An 18701-nucleotide genomic window follows, 5' to 3' on the forward strand; every position below is an offset into this window, starting at 1 on the left:
CGCGCGGGGACGGGCAGGAGGGCTTAGAGCACGACGTGAGAAGACTTCCGCTGTCCGCTGCGGCATCGTCAGAGCTCAGCCAACTCGAGCGAAGGACATGCGCAATGGACGTGATCACGGCGCTCCGGGCCACGGGCGACGACTTCGACCGGATGATCGCCGACCTCGACGACTCCGCGTGGTCGCTGCCGACGCCCTCACCCGGTTGGACGGTCAAGCACCAGGTGGCGCACCTGACCGCGATTTTCGCCATGGCGGGCCTCGCGGCGTCCGACGGCGCGCGGTTCCAGGCGATGATGGCGGGGCTGTCCCCCGACTTCAACGCCAACGTGGACGCTGCGATGGCGCCGCACCTCGCGCTCGACACCCCCGAACTCGTGGCGCGCTGGACCCAGACCAAGGCGCGGGCGATCGACGCGCTGGCCGCCGTGCCGGCCGACACCACGGTGCCGTGGCTGGTGAACCCGCTGCCGCCGTCGGTGCTGGCCAGCGCGGGCATGATGGAGCTGTTCGGGCACGGCCAGGACGTCGCCGACGCCCTCGGCGTGCACCGGGAGTGGGACGACCGCCTCGGCTTCCTGGTCGGTTTCGCGGTGCGCACCAAGGACTTCGGTTACCTGGCGCGCGGCGAGGAGCCGCCGACGGACGAGTTCCGGTTCGAGATCACCGCACCGTCCGGCACGCTGTGGTCCTACGGCCCGGAGGACGCCGCCCAGCGCGTGACGGGCTCGGCGGAGGACTTCTGCCTGCTGGTGACCCGGCGTCGGCACCACTCCGACCTGGACCTGCGCGCGGAGGGCGAGCTCGCCGAGCAGTGGCTGGACATCGCCCAGGCGTACCGCGGTCCGGCCGGTGACGGCAGGAAGCCCGGCCAGTTCACGCTGTCCAACGTGGACTGACGCACCCGCGGCCCGGAGCTCCCCAGGGCTCCGGGCCGCCACGCGCGTGGGACGACGCCGGACACGTCGAACGGCGATCACGTCCCGGATGCCGCCTCGTCGGGCTTCCCGAGCGGCGGTTCTCGACGTCCGGTCACCGGCGCCCCGCCTGACGCGCGTGAGCGCGCCGGTGACCCGAACCGGCCCACCGGCTCCCTGCCCGCGATGCCCGACCGGTGAAGTCGCGGCCCGAGCCCGAAGTGCCGCCCAGTGACCTCCGGCGACGCGCCAAGGGCAGCCGCGCCAACTCCGCGACCGGGTGGTCCCGGCCCCATGGCCGCCACCGGTGGCGAGCGGTCACCGCCTTCGCACCAGGCCCCGCGGACGATTGCGATCGGTTCCCGCTCCGATCGCCTCCGCGACGCCGGCCACGACTCGGAAGAAGCACCGAGCAGTTTCCGACAATGGAACCCGGTGCGCCCGAGAATGCGTGATCCGGCCCCGACGCGGACGACGCCGCGCCCCCGATTCCACCGTCCGACCGGCACGTCCCACAACGGTGTCGTTCCCGTTGTCGGCACTCCGCGCAACGGTCGTGACGGGTGAACCACTCGCCTCGCCCACGAAGTCCGCATGTTCGGAGAAGGTTTCACCGACGCCCGGACCGATCCTGGGAACGCCCGGCACGCGGCAGCGGAAGTACGACCACGCAACTCACCGATATCCTCGGCAAGGAGCCACGGATGGTCCGCATCGGCACCGACGAAGCACCTCGAAAGGGGGCCGACCCCGCTGCCGGGGCCGATCCGGTGGCCACCGCGACTCTCCTCGACGGTCATTTTCCACGTCGCCGCGTCATAATCGGCCCACTGCGCGGCTCGACGCCCGTGGGCGCCCGGCCGGGCCACTTCGCGGACCCGCCGATCGACGACGGCGTGGCCGACGACATCGCGCCCGACGTCGTGCCGGACCCATTCCGGAAGGTCTCGCACGCGGGCACCCACCACAGCTCGACCTCGCGGGCCACCGCGATCGCCGTCCGGACCGAGGGCACGAGGAAATCCCAAGACGCACTGGGGGTCTAGCACCATGTCGACAACGCTGGGATCGCTGCGCAGGCTCGTGATGGCGCCATCGTTGCAGGAGGTGACCCTCGGCGCGCGCGGTTTCCCCGGCGCGTCCTCGGAGTACGCGCCGAAGCTGGACGCCATCCCGCAGTCGGTGGTCTGCGGTTTCGAGTGGGGCATCGACTCGCGCGACCAGGACGAGATCGTGCGTCGGCTCGGGTTCGTCGAGCCCGAATTGCGCGGTTTCGCCTATGAGGGCGCGGTGATGGCGTTCACCATCCGCGACGTGATGGGCCGCGGCACGCGGGCGCGCGACCTGCTCAACGGACCCGGCGCGGAGCACCTGTTCGTCGCCTACATCGGCATCGGGTTCGCCATGAACCACCTGCCGCGCGGGCTGTGGCGCAAGGTCGTGCCGGACCTGGCCGGGTCGCCCTACCACCCGACGATGACCTGGCTCGCGGTCGACGGCTACGGCTTCGACCTGGCCTACTTCCACAGCCGCAAGTGGATCGACGAGCAGCGCGTGCCCCCGTCCTACCCGTGGCAGGGCCGACCCGACTACTTCCCGCGCGCCATCGACCAGGGCATCGGCCGGGCGCTGTGGTTCATCCACGGCGCCCAGACCGACGAGGTGGCACGGGCGGTCGGCCGGTTCGACCCCGCCCGGCACGCCGACCTGTGGAGCGGTGTCGGCCTGGCGGCGACGTTCGCGGGCGGCGGCACGCCCGACGAGCTGGCCGCGCTGCCCGCCGCCGCGGGCGAGCACCGCCCGGAACTGGCACTCGGCTCGGTCTTCGCGGTGAAAGCCCGCGTTCACGCCGGATTCGTCCCCGCGCACAGCGCCATCGCCGTCGAAACGTTCGCGGAGATCACTCCCGAGGCCGCGTCGGAACTCGCCGACGCCACCGCGGTCGCACCGGACACCGAGGGCACGGTACCGCCGTACGAGGTGTGGCGCAGCAGGATTCGTGCGCATTTCGGCGCAATGCGGACGCACCCCGCCGCATGATCGAAGGTTTACCGGCGTGGATCCGCAAGCCTGAAGTAGCCGCGCCGAGTGCCCCGCTGCAACTATTTTCCCGTTCCTGTCCGGTTGATCGTCGCCCGACGTTGGGGGGATGAATGTGAGTGCCCTGCGCGCCTTGCGGCGCCGATTACTGACTCCGAAGATATCCGACACGCTGATGGAGACCCGCGGCTTCAGGGTCAAGAACGAGGCCGGCAAGGAATTGCTGGAGACCGTCGGCCGGATGTTCATCGAGGGATACGCCGCCGCGGTCGAAGCCCGCCACCCGCGGGATGCCGAGGAAGCTCTCGAAAGGCTGCCGACGAGGTTCAAGGGTTTCGCCTACGAAGGCGCCGGAATGGGCCTCGCGATCCTCGACGGAATGCCCTTCGGCCACTCCCGCCACGTCGACCAGTTCCTGGAGGGACGCGGCGGCGACCACATCTACATGATCTACGTCGGGATCGGCTGGGCGATGGCCCGGCTGCCGCGGTTCCGGTGGCCGGCCGACTCGACGACGGACCCGCTGCTGCGCTGGCTCGTCCTCGACGGCTACGGCTTCCACCAGGCCTACTTCCACACCGACAAGTACGTGCACGGCCAGTACGTCGACCGCGACTTCCCGTGGCCCGGCTCGGGACCGCGGGCCTACACGAACCGCGCGCTGGACCAGGGCATCGGTCGCGCGATGTGGTTCGTCGGCGGCACCGACCCGGAGTACGTCGCGGACCTCATCGACGGGTTCGCCGAGCACCGCCGTGAGGACCTCTACTCCGGCGCGGGCCTGGCCGCCACCTACGCGGGCGGCGTCACCGAGGACGAGCTGCTGATGTTCCGCGAGCGTTCGGGGCAGCACGCCGGGATGGTCGCGCAGGCCAGCGCGTTCGCCGCCGAGGCACGCGCCAAGGCGGGAACGATGGTTCCCCACACCGGCCTGGCCACCCGCATCTTCTGCGGCATGGAGCCGGAGGACGCCGCGCGGATCACGCAGGACGTGCGTCCCGCGCCGCCGATCGTCGACGGCGCCGAGCCCGCGTTCGAGACGTGGCGGCGACGCATCGCCGCACAGTTCGTCCACCAGGAAGGAGTCGGCTCGTGAGCGCCACCATCGGCTGGCTGCGCAAGCAACTACCCGGGATCTTCGCGCTGGTGCTGGTCGCCGGCACCTTCGCGGTGGCGAGCCACCCCGAGTCGTCGGCCAGCGAGAAGCAGGAGCTGGCGTCGGGCTTCGGGTTCGCGCCCGAGAACATCGCCCTGCCCGGCGGCTACACCCAGCAGACGATCCGCAAGGTCAACAAGGACTACAAGCACATCGACGCGTGGATCTCGTCGGTCGGCTCCGCCATCGCCATGAACGACCTCGACGGCGACGGCCTGTCCAACGACATCTGCTTCGTGGACGTGCGCATCGACCAGGTGATCGTCACGCCCGCGCCGGAGGCCGGGAAGACACCGCGGTACGCGCCGTTCGCGCTGAGCTCCGGCAGCCTGCCGGTGAACGACGTGATGGCGCCGATGGGCTGCGTCCCGGGTGACTTCAACGAAGACGGCGCGATGGACCTGCTGGTGTACCTGTGGGGTCGCACGCCGATCCTGCACCTGGCCAAGTCCGGTGAGCAGGAGCTGACCGCCGACTCGTTCCAGGCCACCGAGCTGGTGCCCGGCGCGTCGAGCGGGCGCTACGCCGGACCGGAGTGGAACTCCAACTCCGCCACCGTGGCCGACTTCGACGGTGACGGCCACGCCGACATCTACATCGGCAACTACTTCCCGCACGGTCCCGTGCTCGACCCGAGCAAGGACACCGGCGTGGAGATGAACGCCTCGATGTCCGCCGCGCTCAACGGCGGCGAGGACTACATCTTCGAGTGGACCGGCGGCACGGCGGGCGCCAACCCGACCGCCAGCTTCAAGCAGCACGACAACGCGATCCCGCACGACGCGTCCAAGGGCTGGGTGCTGGCGTCGAGCTCCAACGACGTCGACGGCGACCTGCTGCCCGAGCTGTACCTGGCGCACGACTTCGGCCCGGACCGCCTGCTGCACAACCGGTCCACCCCCGGCAAGTTCGAGTTCGCGGTGGTCGAGAACTCGCGCACGCCGCTCGAGCCGAAGTCCAAGAACGTCGGCATGGACTCGTTCAAGGGCATGGGCGTCGACTTCGGTGACCTCAACGACGACGGCATCTACGACATGTACGTCAGCAACATCACCACCTCGTTCGGCATCGAGGAGAGCCACTTCGCCTTCATGAGCACCGGCGACGACGTGAAGTCGGCACTGAGCGACGGCGGCGCGCCGTGGGAGGACGAGAGCGGACCGCTGCTGCTGGCCTGGTCCGGCTGGGGCTGGGACGTAAAGCTGTCGGACTTCGACAACAGCGGCGAGCTGGAAGTCGCCCAGGCGACCGGGTTCGTGAAGGGCGACGTCAACCGCTGGCCCCAGCTGCAGGAGCTGGCGACGGCGAACGACGCGCTGCTGGCCAACCCGATGTGGTGGCCGTACGTCACCGCCGGCGACGACGTGGGTGGCAGCCAGCGGTTCCACCTCTTCGTCAAGAACGCCGAGGGCCGCTACGACAACCTCTCGCCGACGCTGGGCCTGGACATCCCCGTGCCCACCCGCGGCATCGCGACCGGTGACGTCGACGGCGACGGCCGGCTCGACATGGCGATCTCCCGGCAGTGGGAGGACCCGGTGTTCTACCGCAACACCGGCAAGTCCTCCAACGAGTTCCTCGGCCTGCGACTGACCCACGAGCAGGACGGCGACGACACCGTCGGCTCCCCCGTGATCGGCGCGCAGGTGACGATCAAGACCGCCGACGGGCGCACCCAGATCAACCGGGTCGACGGCGGCAGCGGCCACTCCGGCAAGCGCAGCCACGAAGTCCACTTCGGACTCGGCGAGCAGTCCGGACCGGTCGACGTGCACATCGAGTGGCGCGACCGCGACGGTTCGACCCACGAACAAGACCTGACACTGTCCGCGGGCTGGCACGACCTGCAGCTCGGCGACCAGGCCAAGGAGAAGTGACGGCATGGCTGAGACGAAACCGAGCCCGCCTCGGCACGATCCCAAGGTGGTCACCGCCCTCCGGCGGTTCGCCATCTCGATCACCATCTTCAACATCGTCGGCTACACGATCCTCGGGTTCGAGCAGCCGTGGCTGTGGCCGTTCATCGCGCTGGCCACCGGCTACACGGTGGAAATCTTCCTCGAGATCGTGGGCGCCCGGCAGGAGGGCCGCGCGCCGCGGTTCGCCGGCAACGGGTTCCGAGGGCTCATGGAGTTCCTCTACCCGGCGCACATCACGAGCCTCGCGATGAACATGCTCATCTACGTCAACGACAACGTGTGGGCGCTGATCTTCGGCGTCACCGTCGCCGTCGGCGCGAAGTGGGTGCTGCGGGTCCCGGTGCGCGGCCGGATGCGGCACTACATGAACCCGTCGAACTTCGGCATCGCGGTGATCCTGCTGGTGTTCCCGTGGGCGTCCATCGCGCCGCCCTACCACTTCACCGAGCACGTCGGGACGTTCGTCGACTGGTTGATCCCGGTCCTGATCCTCATCGGCGGCACCATGCTCAACGGCATGCTGACCGGCCGGTTGTGGCTGATCATGGCGTGGATCATCGGGTTCGTGCTCCAGGCGGTGGTCCGCGGCTTCCTGCTGGACGTCTCGATCCCCGCCGGCCTGGGCATGATGTCGGGTGTCGCGTTCGTGCTGTTCACCAACTACATGGTGACCGACCCGGGCACCAGCCCGTCGCGGCCGTTGTCGCAGGTGGCCTTCGGTGGCGGCGTGGCGGCGGTGTACGGCGTGCTGATGGGCATGTCGATCCCCTACGGCATCTTCTTCGCCACGGCGATCGTGTGCCTCATCCGCGGCGGCTTCCTGTGGGCCCTGCACATCGTGGACAAGGCGCGTGCCGAGGCCGCGGCACAGCAGACGGCGATGGCGGCCGCCGAGCAGCCGCCCGTCGAGCAGGCCGCCGGCGACCCCGCCCTCAACGGGAACGGTGCGCAGAAGAAGACGGAGGTCGTGCCGACATGACCGCGACCGCGGCCGGCGTCCGGCGGAACCCTCCGGGACCTCCGCGCAGCGCGACGCTGGGCCTGCTCAAGAAGTTGGTCGGTGACCGGTTGGCGCTGATGACGTCGGCCGCGGACCGGTACGGCGACGCCGTCCGGATGGCCATCGGACCCAAGACGCTGTACTTCTTCAACCACCCCGAGCACGCCAAGCACGTCTTAGCCGACAACGCGGCGAACTACCACAAGGGCATCGGCCTCGTGCACGCCCGCCGCGCGCTCGGCGACGGGCTGCTCACCAGCGAGGGCGAGCTGTGGCGCAAGCAGCGCAAGGCGACCCAGCCCGCGTTCCAGCACAAGCGGATCGCGCAGCAGGCGGGCGCGGTGGCCGAGTCGGCGGGCAGGCTCGTCGACCGGCTCCGCGCCGGGGTCAACGGCACGCCGCTGAACCTGATGGACGAGATGACCGGTCTGACGCTGGACGTCCTCGGGCGGACGCTCCTGTCGGAGGACCTCTCGGAGTTCGAGCAGGTCGGGCACGCCTTTGAGGCCGTGCAGGACCAGGCGATGTTCGAGATGGTGTCGATGAGCGCGGTGCCCATGTGGGTGCCGCTCCCCCACCAGTTGCGGTTCCGCAAGGCGCGCAAGGAGCTGCGCCGGGTCGTCGACGAGTTGGCGGCCCGGCGGGTGGCCAACGGCCACGCCGACGGCGACGACGTGCTCTCGCGCGTCATGGCGTCGACCGCGGAGGAGCCCGACCCCGCGTTCGGCAGGCAGCGGCTGCACGACGAGCTGGTGACGGTGATGCTGGCCGGGCACGAGACGACGGCCAGCACGCTGGGCTGGACGTTCCACCTGTTGGACCGGCACCCGGAGATCAAGGAGCGGGTCCGCGCCGAGGCGCAGTCCGTGCTCGGCGACCGGATGCCCACGTACGAGGACCTGCACGGCCTCCGCTACACGACGATGGTCGTGGAGGAGGTCATGCGGCTCTACCCGCCGGTGTGGATCCTGCCGCGCGCGGCGCAGGCCGACGACGAGGTGGGCGGCTACTTCGTGCCGAAGGGCGCGGACGTGCTGATCTGCCCGTACACCCTGCACCGGCACCCGGCGTTCTGGGACGAGCCCGACCGGTTCGACCCGGAGCGGTTCAACCCGGAGACCACGCACAACCGTCCTCGCTACGCCTACATCCCCTTCGGCGCCGGACCCCGGTTCTGCGTCGGCAACCACCTGGGGATGATGGAGGCGACGTTCACCATCGCCATGATCGCCCGTGAGCTGGACCTGCGCACGGTGCCCGATTACGACGTGGTGCCCGAGCCGATGCTCTCGCTGAGGATTCGGGGCGGTCTGCCGATGACCGTGCACGCCGTCGCGTAATAGCACCGCACACAATCAGGGCCGCCCCTCGGGGCGGCCCTGATTGTGTGTCTTCGTCCTTGGTGTCCGGTTATCTGTGATCGCAGCGGGTCCGCCCTGGTGGTTCAGGAGGCGGCACCCGCCCCCAGTGCGACCGTGCGCACGTCCAGCAGCGCCAGCAGGACCGGTGGGTCCAGGACGCAGCTGGGGCGCAGGGCGAGGTCGGCGTGCCGGACCGGCACACCGGGTCGGATGGTGATCGGGCCCGACGAGGCGACCGCGAGCGCCAGGTCGTCGGCGAACGGCCCGTCGGCCAGCATCGACTCGCGGCCCAGCGCGACGGAGTGCGCGAGCAGGTGCCACGTCCCCGGCGGGACCGAGGTGAGCACGTAGGGACCCGGGCGGCTGAGCACGGAGCACCTGATCGGCGCACCCTGCGGGATGCCGTCCGGGAAGAGGCCGATGAAGATCAGCCCCGGGGTGCCGCAGGACGGGGCGAAGACCTCGCCCTGCACGGTGGCCGTGCGCGTGTTCCCCGAACGCCGTGCCATCGGGATGTGCGGCGCGAAGCCGCCCAACTGGCGGTAGGTGGTCGGCGAGACGCCGACGCTGGCGCGGAAGCGGGAGCTGAACGTGCCGACGCTCGTGTAGCCGACCCGGTGGCTGATGTCGGTCACGGTCAGTGACGTGGACACCAGCAGGCGCTTGGCTTCCTGTAATCGGACGGCGGCCAGGAACCGACCGGGTGACACTCCGGTGACCCTCTGGAAGGCCCGCGAGAAGTGGAACTTGCTGTAATTCGCGGTGCGCGCCATGTCGTCGAGGGAGAATTGGTCGCCAATATTCTCGCGCATGAAGTCGATTACCCGGCCCACTGCTCGCTCGAGTACTTCGCCCACTACGACCCCCATATCGTAGAGTTTGCCGACAGAGGTGGAACACCAACTCCGACCACGGCCGGCCCACCGGCGAGGGGGATAGGGCCGCAGTCCTTCGGGTTCCGATGGCGCGCAGCCTTCGGAGAACCCCCAGAATTCCCCAGTAGTCACCCTGATTCTTGCAAACTACATGGCCCCCACAGCCTGCGCAAGGTTCGCCAACGAGGTCCACAAGATCATCGGCGGGACGCCGGGATGATCTTGTCAAGGCACGTTTCAAGGCACTACGGGGTCCCGGATGCATAAGCACCCCTGGCGAGCCACGAGTGATCATCCGATCATGAGGCGCATCGACAAATGCGCCCGGCCGCCCCGGTAGCCCGGTCAGCCGTCCCGCCACACCTGCGGACAGCCGCACGTCGAGTGAATCCATCGGCCCAGCAGCCGCCGGCAAGTGCCCTAGCGACATTATCAAGGCAACCACGGAGAAGCATCTTTTAGTGCTCCGGTCGGACCATGGTGAGAACGCGGGGCGAGAGCTCCCGCGCATTTCAGGAGTCGGCCGCACGATGTCTTCGGGTGTCCGGTCGACCCATTCTTCGCCGACCCGGAGGAAGGATCACCCGTGCAATTGGACACCGCACCGGATCGCGCCGTACGGACCATGACCCTGGAGGCGTTCGCGGACACCATCGTGCCGGGGGCGAAGCGCTCGCCGGACGACCGCGCCATCGCGGGGGCCAGCGAGGGTGGCGGCGCGGTGGTCGCCGGCGCCGTCGAACTCCTGGAGACACCGGCCGCCGGCGTCGCCGAAGGGCTGGACAGCCTCACCCAGATGCTCAACGGGCACGCCCGCGACTACGCGGCGGAGCACGGCCTGGAGCTGGACGAGGACGTGCCGCCGTTCGTGGCGCTGGCGTTCGAGCACCGGACCGCGCTGGTCGCCCGGCTCGTCGCGCCCGGCCACCCGGAGAAGGACGGCTGGGTGGCGTTGACGCTGTTCAGCAACATGGCCTTCGACACCGGCGCGCACATGCACACGCTCGACGCCATCGCCGCCGGGCACCCCGGGCTCAAGGCGATGAAGTTCTCCATGCCGGACGCCGACGGCCTCTGGCGGTTCCCCGCCTTCACGTACGGCAGGGCGCTCGCACGCAAGCACCCGGACACCACGCCGTCCGGGAACCCCGCCTGACCCGTGTCCGCAACGTTCTGCCGCGCCCGTCAGGCCCGGCGATTGGAGTTTCCATGACGAGCACAGAGAGCACCGACGTCCTCATCGTCGGCAGCGGGTTCGGCGGCGCCATCGCCGCTTACCACCTCGCCGCGGGCGGTGCCAAGGTCACCGTGCTGGAACGAGGCCCGTGGCTCGAGGGCAAGGACTTCGAGCACGACTACCTGATGGGCTCCTCGTACACGCGGATCTTCGACTTCGTCGTCGGCAACGGCATGAGCCTGCTCGGCGGCAACTGCGTCGGCGGCGGCAGCGTCGTGTACTTCGCCGCGATGCCGCGCGCGCCGCGGTTCGTCTTCGAGCGCAAGGGCAGCATCGGTCGGCGCATGTGGCCCGGCGCCATCAACCGCGACACCCTGGACCCCTGGTACGACAAGGTCAGCGAGGCGCTGCCGGTCACCAAGCAGGACTGGGACCAGGTGAGCTACTCGGGCGGCCTGTTCGCCGCGGCGTGCGACCACGCCGGCCGCACGGCCAACCCCGTGCCGGTGGCCATCGACACCAAGCTGTGCACCAACTGCAACTGGATGATGGCCGGCTGCAAGTTCGACGCCAAGCGGTCCCTGCTGCTCAACTACCTGCCCGCGGCGATCGCGCACGGCGCGGAGATCCGGCCGATGCACGAGGTGCAGAAGCTGACCCGCACCGCGGACGGCGGCTACCGCGTCAGCTACAACGTCATCCACGACGTGGACTACCGGGTGAGCATCGGCCAGGGCGAGATCGAGGCCAAGATCGTGATCCTGGCGGCGGGCGCGGGCGCCACGCCGGTGATCCTGCAGCGGTCGGAGGACACGCTCGGCAAGATGCCGCACGCCGTCGGCCGGTACTTCTCCGGCAACGGCGAGCGGTTGAACACGGCGATCATCGACGAGGACAAGGCCCGCGACCTGCTCGGCCTGTCGCGCGAGGACGACCTGTCCTACGCGGCGAACCAGATCGGCAAGGGTCCGACCGTCGCGAGCTGGGACAACCTCGACCCCTCGCTGCCGGAGTTCTCGCGGTTCTGCCTGGAGCAGCTGTACTTCCCGCCCGGCTTCGGCACCATCCTGGCGCAGACCCCGGACGCGCTGCCCGGCGCGCCCACGTGGTTCGGCGCGGAGAAGAAGAAGATCGTCGAGAAGTGGCAGTCCTGGCTGACGATCTTCTCGATGACCGAGGACGACAACGAGGGCGTGTTCGGGACGCCCCCGCCCACCGGCAACTCGGTCCGCATCTCCCAGCAGATGCTGGGTCGGGGGCCGATCACCTACAACCCGACCGAGAACACCCTGTTCGGCTGGCGGCAGGCGGACGCGGCGGTCAAGTCGATCATGGAGAAGGACGGCCTGTCGAAGGTCATGCCGTGGACCAACGACGTGGTGGGCGCGTACACCGTGCACCCGCTGGCGTCGTGCCGCATCGGCGACGACCCGGAGACCTCCGCGCTGGACGACCGGCACGAGCTGCGCGGGCACCCGGGCATCTTCGTGACCGACGGCGCGGCCGTGCCGGGCGCCCTGACGGTGAACCCGGCGCTGACCATCGCCGCGCTGGCGGAGCGCGCGATGCCGGGCATCGTGCGGGCGCTGCAGGAGCGCGGGGTGGACGTGAAGTACGGCGCCCCGTCGCCGGACGGCGAGACCAGCGGTCGGCGCGGTGTGAAGAACCTGCTGCCGGACCTGGTGCACGACTGAGTCGCCGGTGGGACCCGGTCGCGAGGGCGTCCCTCGCGGCCGGGTACCGCTGTACCCGAAGCGGCTCGCGCCGCCGCTCGCGGTCTTCACGCGTCACGGCCGGGTGGCGGTGATCGCGCGCTCCGGCGTGCCCTGGTGAGGGCGCGCGCACCTCGTTCCGCGCGACCCACCATCGTCGCAAGGACTGCCCGACCCGGTCATCTTCGTCCGTGCGCGCCCGCCGCCGGGCCGGCAGACGTCCGAGCAGTCCGGAAGAAGGTTTCCGGGGCCAACGGCGAGAGCATCTACGCGTGACCACTCCGCGCGCGGACACCGCGCAGCGCCGGGCGCACGGCCCGACCTCGGCGTCGGCCACCGTCGCGCTCGACGTGGCGGTGGCCGGTCGGCGCGGCGCCGGGCGACCGGCGCGCCCTCGTCGGACCGGCCCGGTGCGAGTCGTCGTTCCCGCTCACCCGGCACCTCCGGGAAGTGCCCGAACGCGGACCGCCACGATCGCGGTCCGCACGCTGGTCGCGGCCCGGCGGTTCGCGGTGGTCGGGCCGCTGACGCGGGACCCCGTGATCAGCGCGTCCGCCCCCGACCTGCCTCTCGGTGCCGGCGACGAGCGGTGCGGGCGTGTCGACGGCGGTCGCGCACCGGTCGAACGCCGGCGGCGCGGTGTTCGTGGCGTTCGGCGGCCCCAGCTCCGCCACCGTGCTCGGGGCGCCAGGTGCGGCGCCGACCGTGAAACCTCACACCAGCTAGGGAGATTCCGATGGGCAGGATCGTCCGCACCGCGCTGCGCCGTTCCCTGAACCAGATCCGTCACGTCGAGCCGGTGAAGCCGAGCGCGGCGACCGGCCTGGTGGCGGCCGTGTACTCCGACGTCGAGGCCGACTTCGGCATGCTCGCGCCGCCCGTCGCGCTGCACTCCCCCGCGCCGGTCGCCCTGGCTGCCACCTGGTCGCTGCTGCGCGAGACGCTGGTCGCGTCGGGGCACGCGTCGCGCGCGGTGAAGGAGGCGGTCGCGGCGGCCGTGTCGCGCTCGAACACCTGCCCCTATTGCGTCTCCATCCACACCGCGACCCTCCAAGAGCTCACCCCCACCTCGTTCGAGGACGTCGAGGCGTGGGCGAGCGGGTCCGGTGCGGCACGGCCGTTCCCGGCGGAGCAGCTGCCCGAGCTGCTCGGCGTGGTGGTGGCGTTCCACTACCTCAACCGCCTGGTGAACGTCTTCCTGGGCGACTCGCCGCTGCCGGCCAACGCGCCCGCGCCCGCCCGCCGGTTCCTGGGCAAGTTCATGGGCACGAGCGCGCGCAAGGACTACCCGCCGGGCCGCTCGCTGCGGCTGCTGGCGGAGGCGCCGCGGCCGGACGACCTCGCCTGGTCGGCCGGGAACCCGGTCATCGCCGACGCGCTCGGCCGGATCGCGGCGGCGTTCGACGCCGGCGGGGAGCGGGCGTTGTCGCAGCCGGCACGGGAGCTGGTGCTCGACCGGATCGCCGCGTGGGACGGCACGCCACCGGGCTTGAGCCGCGCCTGGGTCACCGACGCGGTGGCCGGCCTGCCCGCCGAGGACCGGCCGGGCGCGACCCTGGCGCTGCTCGTGGCGATCGCGTCCTACCAGGTCGACGACGACACCGTGGCCGCGTTCGGCGGTGACGACCGGCGGCTGGTCGAGCTGGTGTCCTGGTCCGCGTTCACGGCTGCCCGGCGGATGGCGGGCCTGCTGCACCGCGCGACGGAGGTGTGAGGTGCAGCGGCCGTGGCGGGCGCTGGTGGTCCTGTGCCTGGCGAACTTCCTGATCCTGCTCGACACCACCATCGTCAACACCGCCGCGCCGGACATCATGTCGGGCATCGACGCGGGCATCGACGAGGTGCTGTGGGTGCTCAACGGCTACCTGCTCGCGTTCGCGTCGCTGCTGATCGTCTTCGGCCGGGTCGGCGACCTGGTCGGGCCGCGGGCGGTGTTCGTCGCCGGCCTCACCGTCTTCACGGTCGCGTCGGTCCTCTGCGGGGTGGCCACGTCACCGGGCCTGCTCATCGGCGCGCGGGTGTTGCAGGGCATCGGCGCGGCGGCACTGACACCGCAGGCGTTGACGTTGATCTCCGGCATCTTCCCGGCCGAGCGGCGGGGCGCGGCGTTCGGGATCTTCACCGCGGTGGCCGGTGTCGCGGCGGTGAGCGGGCCGACCGTGGGCGGGCTCGTCGTCACGGCGTTCGGCTGGCAGGCGGTGTTCCTGCTCAACGTCCCGTTCGGCGTGCTCGGCGTGGTGCTGGCGCTGAAGTTCGTGCCGGACCTGCGCGCCGGGCGGCCGCACCGGTTCGACGTGGTCGGCGTCGTCCTCGCCACCGTCGCGCTCCTGGCGCTGGTTTACGCGCTGGTCGAGGGGCAGCGGCACGACTGGGGCGTGATCACCGGTGTGGTCAGCATCCCGGCGGTGCTCGTCCTGAGCGCGGTGACGGCGGTGGCGTTCGTGCTGTGGGAACGGCGGCAGCGCGAGGCCCTGGTGCCGCTGGACCTCTTCCGCGACCGCAACTACTCCATCGCCACCGGCATCACGCTCATCACGTCGTTCGCGGTGTACGGGTTGATGCTGGTGTTCGTCATCGAGACGCAGACCCTGCTCGGCATGAGCCCCCTGATGTCCGGCGTGACGGCGCTCCCGTGGACGCTCCTGCTCAGCGCCGTGGCGCCGGTCGGCGGGCGGCTCGCCGACCGGATCGGGGGCAGGCTGCCCCTGACCGTCGGCATGGTGCTCTACGCGGCCGGCGTGCTCGGGGTGGCGTTCGTGCCCGACGCGACGTCGACGCCCGCCACGTTCGTCGTGCCGATGGTGTTCATCGGCGTCGGCATGGGACTCGCCCTGGCCCCCGCCACGACCGAGGCCATGCGCGGCATCCCACCCGAACGCGCGGGCATCGCCTCCGGTGTGCTCAACACCGCCCGGCAGACCGGGGCCGCGCTCGGTGCGGCGGTCGTCGGCGCGGTGCTGCAGAACCGGCTCGTGGCGGCGCTGCGGGAGGAGACCGCGGTGCTGTCCACCCGGCTGCCCGAGAACGTCCGGCCGCGGTTCCTCGACGCGTTCGAGGAGGCCGCCGCGCACGGGCTGCGGCTCGGCGCCGGTCAGCAGGGCGGCGTGGAAACCCCGGCCGACCTCCCCCCGGACCAGGCGGAGCTGTTCGGCTCCCTGGCGCGGGAGGCGTTCGGCACCGCCTTCGTCTCCGCCAGCCGACCGGCGCTGGCCGTCGCGGCGGGCGCCATCCTGTTCGGCGGGGTGCTGGCCCTCGGGCTCAAGACCCGTGCCGCCGTGCGTGCTCCCGTCACGCCGGTTCGGCAATGAATTCCCGGTGGCCCGGAATCCCATTCCCGAGCCGGCCGATCAACCGACTTCAGGACCGGACCCAAAAGGTGACCGAACGCAGTTCAATCGGCACGTCCGCCTGATTCTCCCCCAATGGGAATTCCGCTCTCGCAACCCGGAAGGTGATCGAGGAAGAACCCACCAGCCGCCCCCGACCAGGTCAAGCCGCTCCGGCACGGCGGTCAGGTCCGATCCCAGAGGTCCCGCTCGGTTTCTCCGAGCGGGACCTCTTGTCGTGCACGGGGTGACGGTGCGCAACCGGGAGGCGCTACCGGCAGCGCCGCGAACCGCCCCTTTACGACAGGTAAGCACTTTGGAACAAGCGGCCGTGTGGGGCATTTTTTACGATATTCCCCCTGGGTTTCGTCACTCATTGCGACAGTTCCCCCGGGAAGAGGAGACGCGGATGTACGACTACGTGATCGTCGGCGCCGGTTCAGCGGGATGTGTGCTCGCGGCGCGTCTGTCCGAGGACCCGGACGTCAAGGTGTGCCTGGTGGAGGCGGGACCGGCGGACACCTCGCCGACCGTGCACGTGCCCGCCGCGTTCGGCAAGCTCTTCCGCACCCGGCTGGACTGGGACCTGGACACGCACGGCGAGCCGAACCTCAACGGTCGCCGGATCTACCTCCCGCGCGGCCGGGTGCTCGGCGGCTCCAGCTCCATCAACGCCATGATCTACATCCGCGGCCACCGCCTCGACTTCGACGGCTGGGGCCAGCCGGGCTGGTCCTACGACGAGCTGCTGCCGTACTTCATCCGCTCCGAGGACAACGAGCGCGGCGCCTCGGAGTTCCACGGCGTCGGCGGGCCGATGACCGTCTCGGACGGCCGGTCGCGCAACGTGATGTCCGCGGCGTTCGTCGACGCCGCGGTCCAGGCCGGCTACCCGACCAACGACGACTTCAACGGCGCCGAGCAGGACGGGTTCGGGCTGTACCAGGTGAACCAGCGGGACGGCAAGCGGTGCAGCGCCGCGGTGGCGTTCCTGCACCCGGCGATGGCGCGGCCGAACCTGACCGTGGAGACCAACGTCGAGGTGCACCGGGTGAGCTTCGACGGCGACCGGGCGACCGGCGTCGTCGGCTCGCGGCTGGACGAGGAGCTGGAGATCCGGGCCGAGCGCGAGGTGATCGTCTCGGCGGGCGCCTACCACTCGCCGCAGCTGCTCCAGCTGTCGGGCATCGGTCCGGCGGAGTTGCTGCGGGCGCTGGAGGTCCCGGTCGTGCTGGACCAGCCGGAGGTCGGGCGGAACCTCCAGGACCACCCGCACGTGATGCTGGTCTTCGCCCACTCCCAGCCGGTGAGCCTGCTCATCGCGAGCGATCCGAAGTACGGGCGGGAGTTCGTCGAGCACGGCACCGGTCCGCTGACGTCCAACATCGGCGAGGCGGGCGGCTTCTTCCGGTCCGAGGACGGGTTGCCCGCGCCGGACATGCAGTTCATCGCCGGTCCGGTGATGTTCGCCGACGGCGGCCTGGGCACGCCGACCGATCACGCCATCTCCTTCGGCGCGTGCCTGCTGACGCCGCGCAGCCGGGGCAGCGTGACCATCGCGTCCGACGACCCGACCGCCAAGCCGCAGATCCGGCACAACTACTACGACGACGACGCCGACCTGCGCGCGATGGTCGAGGGCGTGCGGCGGGGTCTGGAGCTCTCCCGGCAGCGGTCGCTGTCGCCCTACACCGAGCGGCAGGTGGGCGGGCCCGCGTCCGAATCCGACGCCGACCTGCGCGAGCACGTCAGACGGGCGACGCAGACGGAGTTCCACCCGGTCGGCACGTGCGCGATGGGCACCGTGGTCGACGCCGAGCTGCGCGTGCGGGGCGTCGAAGGGCTGCGGGTGGTGGACGCCTCCGTGATGCCGACGGTGATCCGCGGCAACACCAACGCGCCCACGATCGCCATCGCGGAGAAGGCCGCCGACCTGATCCTCGGCCGGCAGCCGCCCACCCCGGCCACCGTCGTGACCGCGTCGACCGCTTGAGACCGGACGGCGCTTCCCCCCTTCTCGGGCGCGGGAAGCGCCGTCCCGACGCTGCGGGCCCGAACGCCCGGCGGGTGCCGCGCGGGTCAGGCGACCACGGCGGGCTCGGGCAGGGGGAACAGGCCGAGGAAGCGTTCCACGCGTTCCCGGCTGCCGGTGAGCTCGACGTCGCCGGCCTCGATCGCCTCGGACAGGCCGCGCCCGCTCCAGATCAACGCGTTGAGCGTCGCCGGGTCGGTCTCGATCACCGCCTGCGGGTGGTCCAGCTCGCCGCGCGTGATCCAGATCCGGTCCACGGACAGCTGCACGCGGAACGAGTCCTCGCCCAGCCGCAGCACCAGGTCGGCGGTGAAGCCGTCCGCGCGGCCGGGGTCGAACAACGTCTTCAGGGCGAGCATCAGCGAGTCCACGCTGATCGCGGCGTCGTGCCGCAGCGACGGCGACCGACCGCCCCAGCGCCCCAGCGAAGTGATGACGGGCTCCAGCTCGCGGCCCCACGCCGTCAGCTCGTAGACCCAGGCGGCGGCGGGCGGCGGCAGCTTGCGGCGGCGCACCACGCCGAACTCCTCCAGCTCGCGCAGCCGGTGCGACAGCACGTTGGGGCTCGCGCCCGGCATGCCGGTCCGCAGGTCGGTGAACCGCTTCGGGCCGAACAGCAACTCGCGCACGATCAGCAGCGCCCAGCGCTCCCCCACCAGGTCGAGGGCGTGAGCCGTCGCGCACCCGTCATCGTACTTGCGCTTGGTCGCCATGACGGCATCCTACCAGCGGAAGTCCTCCGGACGGGGTCCGTGGTTGTCTTTTAGGACTAGGCACTAGTAGTGTTCAACCGAGCGGGTTGTTTCCAGGACTGACAGCCCCCTGGGGGAGCGGATGTCCACTCGACGGAACGACCAGCCACCACCGACACCGGACTCGTCCGAACCACCGGATCCGCGCCGCCGGTCGGCGCCGGCCACGACGTTCCCCGTCGCGACGGTGTTCGCGACGCCGGGTCTGCTCACCGCGTCCCCGCTCCCCGGGAAACCCCCTCGCCCACCGGGAGCGGACGCGGGCACGGAGGTGGCGTTCCCGTCCGAGAAGGACTGACGTCCGCCACCCGGAGTCGGGGGGGGGGGGGGGGGGGGCCCCGCGCCCCCCCCCCCCCCCCCCCCCACCCCCCCCCCCCCCCCCCCCCAACAAAAACCACAAAAAAACCAACAAACCCACCGAAACCGCAACGGCG

General features: G+C 70.9%; 15 protein-coding genes. 13 read left to right on the forward strand and 2 right to left on the reverse strand.

The features are described from left to right. Window positions 1-104: 104 nt before the first annotated feature. From AB0I91_RS39360 to AB0I91_RS39390, 7 genes are all read left to right on the forward strand, one after another. Window positions 105-899 (forward strand): TIGR03084 family metal-binding protein, encoded by a 795-nt coding sequence (locus AB0I91_RS39360; protein ID WP_498778908.1) that lies wholly within the window; start codon window positions 105-107, stop codon window positions 897-899. A gap of 722 nt (window positions 900-1621) precedes the next feature. After that, window positions 1622-1963 (forward strand): hypothetical protein, encoded by a 342-nt coding sequence (locus tag AB0I91_RS39365; protein WP_499641429.1) that lies wholly within the window; start codon window positions 1622-1624, stop codon window positions 1961-1963. A gap of 4 nt (window positions 1964-1967) precedes the next feature. Continuing rightward, window positions 1968-2957 carry a DUF1702 family protein gene (locus AB0I91_RS39370; RefSeq protein WP_499641431.1) on the forward strand — a complete coding sequence of 330 codons (990 nt, stop codon included), beginning with the start codon at window positions 1968-1970 and terminating at the stop codon, window positions 2955-2957. A gap of 109 nt (window positions 2958-3066) precedes the next feature. Beyond that, complete coding sequence (locus tag AB0I91_RS39375; RefSeq protein ID WP_499641432.1) at window positions 3067-4053, forward strand: DUF1702 family protein; 987 nt, start codon at window positions 3067-3069, stop codon at window positions 4051-4053. Then, window positions 4050-5990: a CRTAC1 family protein gene (locus AB0I91_RS39380; protein ID WP_499641434.1), complete on the forward strand. Its 1941-nt coding sequence runs from the start codon at window positions 4050-4052 to the stop codon at window positions 5988-5990. Before AB0I91_RS39375 ends, AB0I91_RS39380 begins: the two co-directional genes overlap by 4 nt. A 4-nt stretch (window positions 5991-5994) precedes the next feature. Then, window positions 5995-7011 carry an enediyne biosynthesis protein gene (locus tag AB0I91_RS39385; RefSeq protein ID WP_499641436.1) on the forward strand — a complete coding sequence of 339 codons (1017 nt, stop codon included), beginning with the start codon at window positions 5995-5997 and terminating at the stop codon, window positions 7009-7011. After that, window positions 7008-8372, forward strand: coding sequence for a cytochrome P450 (locus tag AB0I91_RS39390; RefSeq protein ID WP_498778921.1), 1365 nt, complete (start codon window positions 7008-7010; stop codon window positions 8370-8372). The genes AB0I91_RS39385 and AB0I91_RS39390 overlap by 4 nt, the downstream gene beginning before the upstream one ends. 104 nt (window positions 8373-8476) lie before the next feature. Here the strand turns inward: AB0I91_RS39390 and AB0I91_RS39395 are convergent, their stop codons facing one another. Then, window positions 8477-9205: a helix-turn-helix transcriptional regulator gene (locus tag AB0I91_RS39395; RefSeq protein ID WP_498778923.1), complete on the reverse strand. Its 729-nt coding sequence runs from the start codon at window positions 9203-9205 to the stop codon at window positions 8477-8479. A 688-nt stretch (window positions 9206-9893) separates the two neighbouring features. On the opposite strand from AB0I91_RS39395, the gene AB0I91_RS39400 reads away from it, so the two are divergent. The 5 genes from AB0I91_RS39400 to AB0I91_RS39420 all read left to right on the forward strand — a co-directional run bounded on the left by AB0I91_RS39400 (window position 9894) and on the right by AB0I91_RS39420 (window position 17476). Further along, the gene (locus tag AB0I91_RS39400) at window positions 9894-10424 is read left to right on the forward strand and encodes a DUF5987 family protein (RefSeq protein WP_499609644.1); all 531 of its coding nucleotides are present in this window, start codon (window positions 9894-9896) and stop codon (window positions 10422-10424) included. 53 nt (window positions 10425-10477) lie between these two features. Continuing rightward, window positions 10478-12139: an FAD-dependent oxidoreductase gene (locus AB0I91_RS39405; RefSeq protein WP_499609641.1), complete on the forward strand. Its 1662-nt coding sequence runs from the start codon at window positions 10478-10480 to the stop codon at window positions 12137-12139. Window positions 12140-12893: 754 nt separating this feature from the next. Then, window positions 12894-13871, forward strand: a complete 978-nt coding sequence (locus AB0I91_RS39410) for a carboxymuconolactone decarboxylase family protein (RefSeq protein WP_498778928.1) — start codon at window positions 12894-12896, stop codon at window positions 13869-13871. Window position 13872: 1 nt separating this feature from the next. Beyond that, on the forward strand, window positions 13873-15465 hold the full coding sequence (locus AB0I91_RS39415; protein WP_499609636.1) for a DHA2 family efflux MFS transporter permease subunit: 1593 nt from the start codon (window positions 13873-13875) through the stop codon (window positions 15463-15465). Window positions 15466-15892: 427 nt separating this feature from the next. After that, window positions 15893-17476, forward strand: a complete 1584-nt coding sequence (locus AB0I91_RS39420; RefSeq protein WP_498778930.1) for a GMC family oxidoreductase — start codon at window positions 15893-15895, stop codon at window positions 17474-17476. A gap of 86 nt (window positions 17477-17562) precedes the next feature. Here AB0I91_RS39420 and AB0I91_RS39425 read toward each other — a convergent pair whose 3' ends face one another. Continuing rightward, the gene (locus AB0I91_RS39425; protein ID WP_498778931.1) at window positions 17563-18228 is read right to left on the reverse strand and encodes a winged helix-turn-helix transcriptional regulator; all 666 of its coding nucleotides are present in this window, start codon (window positions 18226-18228) and stop codon (window positions 17563-17565) included. Window positions 18229-18349: 121 nt separating this feature from the next. On the opposite strand from AB0I91_RS39425, the gene AB0I91_RS39430 reads away from it, so the two are divergent. Then, window positions 18350-18565: a hypothetical protein gene (locus tag AB0I91_RS39430; RefSeq protein ID WP_498778933.1), complete on the forward strand. Its 216-nt coding sequence runs from the start codon at window positions 18350-18352 to the stop codon at window positions 18563-18565. The last annotated feature ends 136 nt before the right edge of the window (window positions 18566-18701 follow it).

This window comes from Actinosynnema sp. NPDC049800 (assembly GCF_040656635.1).
In the GTDB taxonomy this organism is placed as follows: domain Bacteria; phylum Actinomycetota; class Actinomycetes; order Mycobacteriales; family Pseudonocardiaceae; genus Actinosynnema.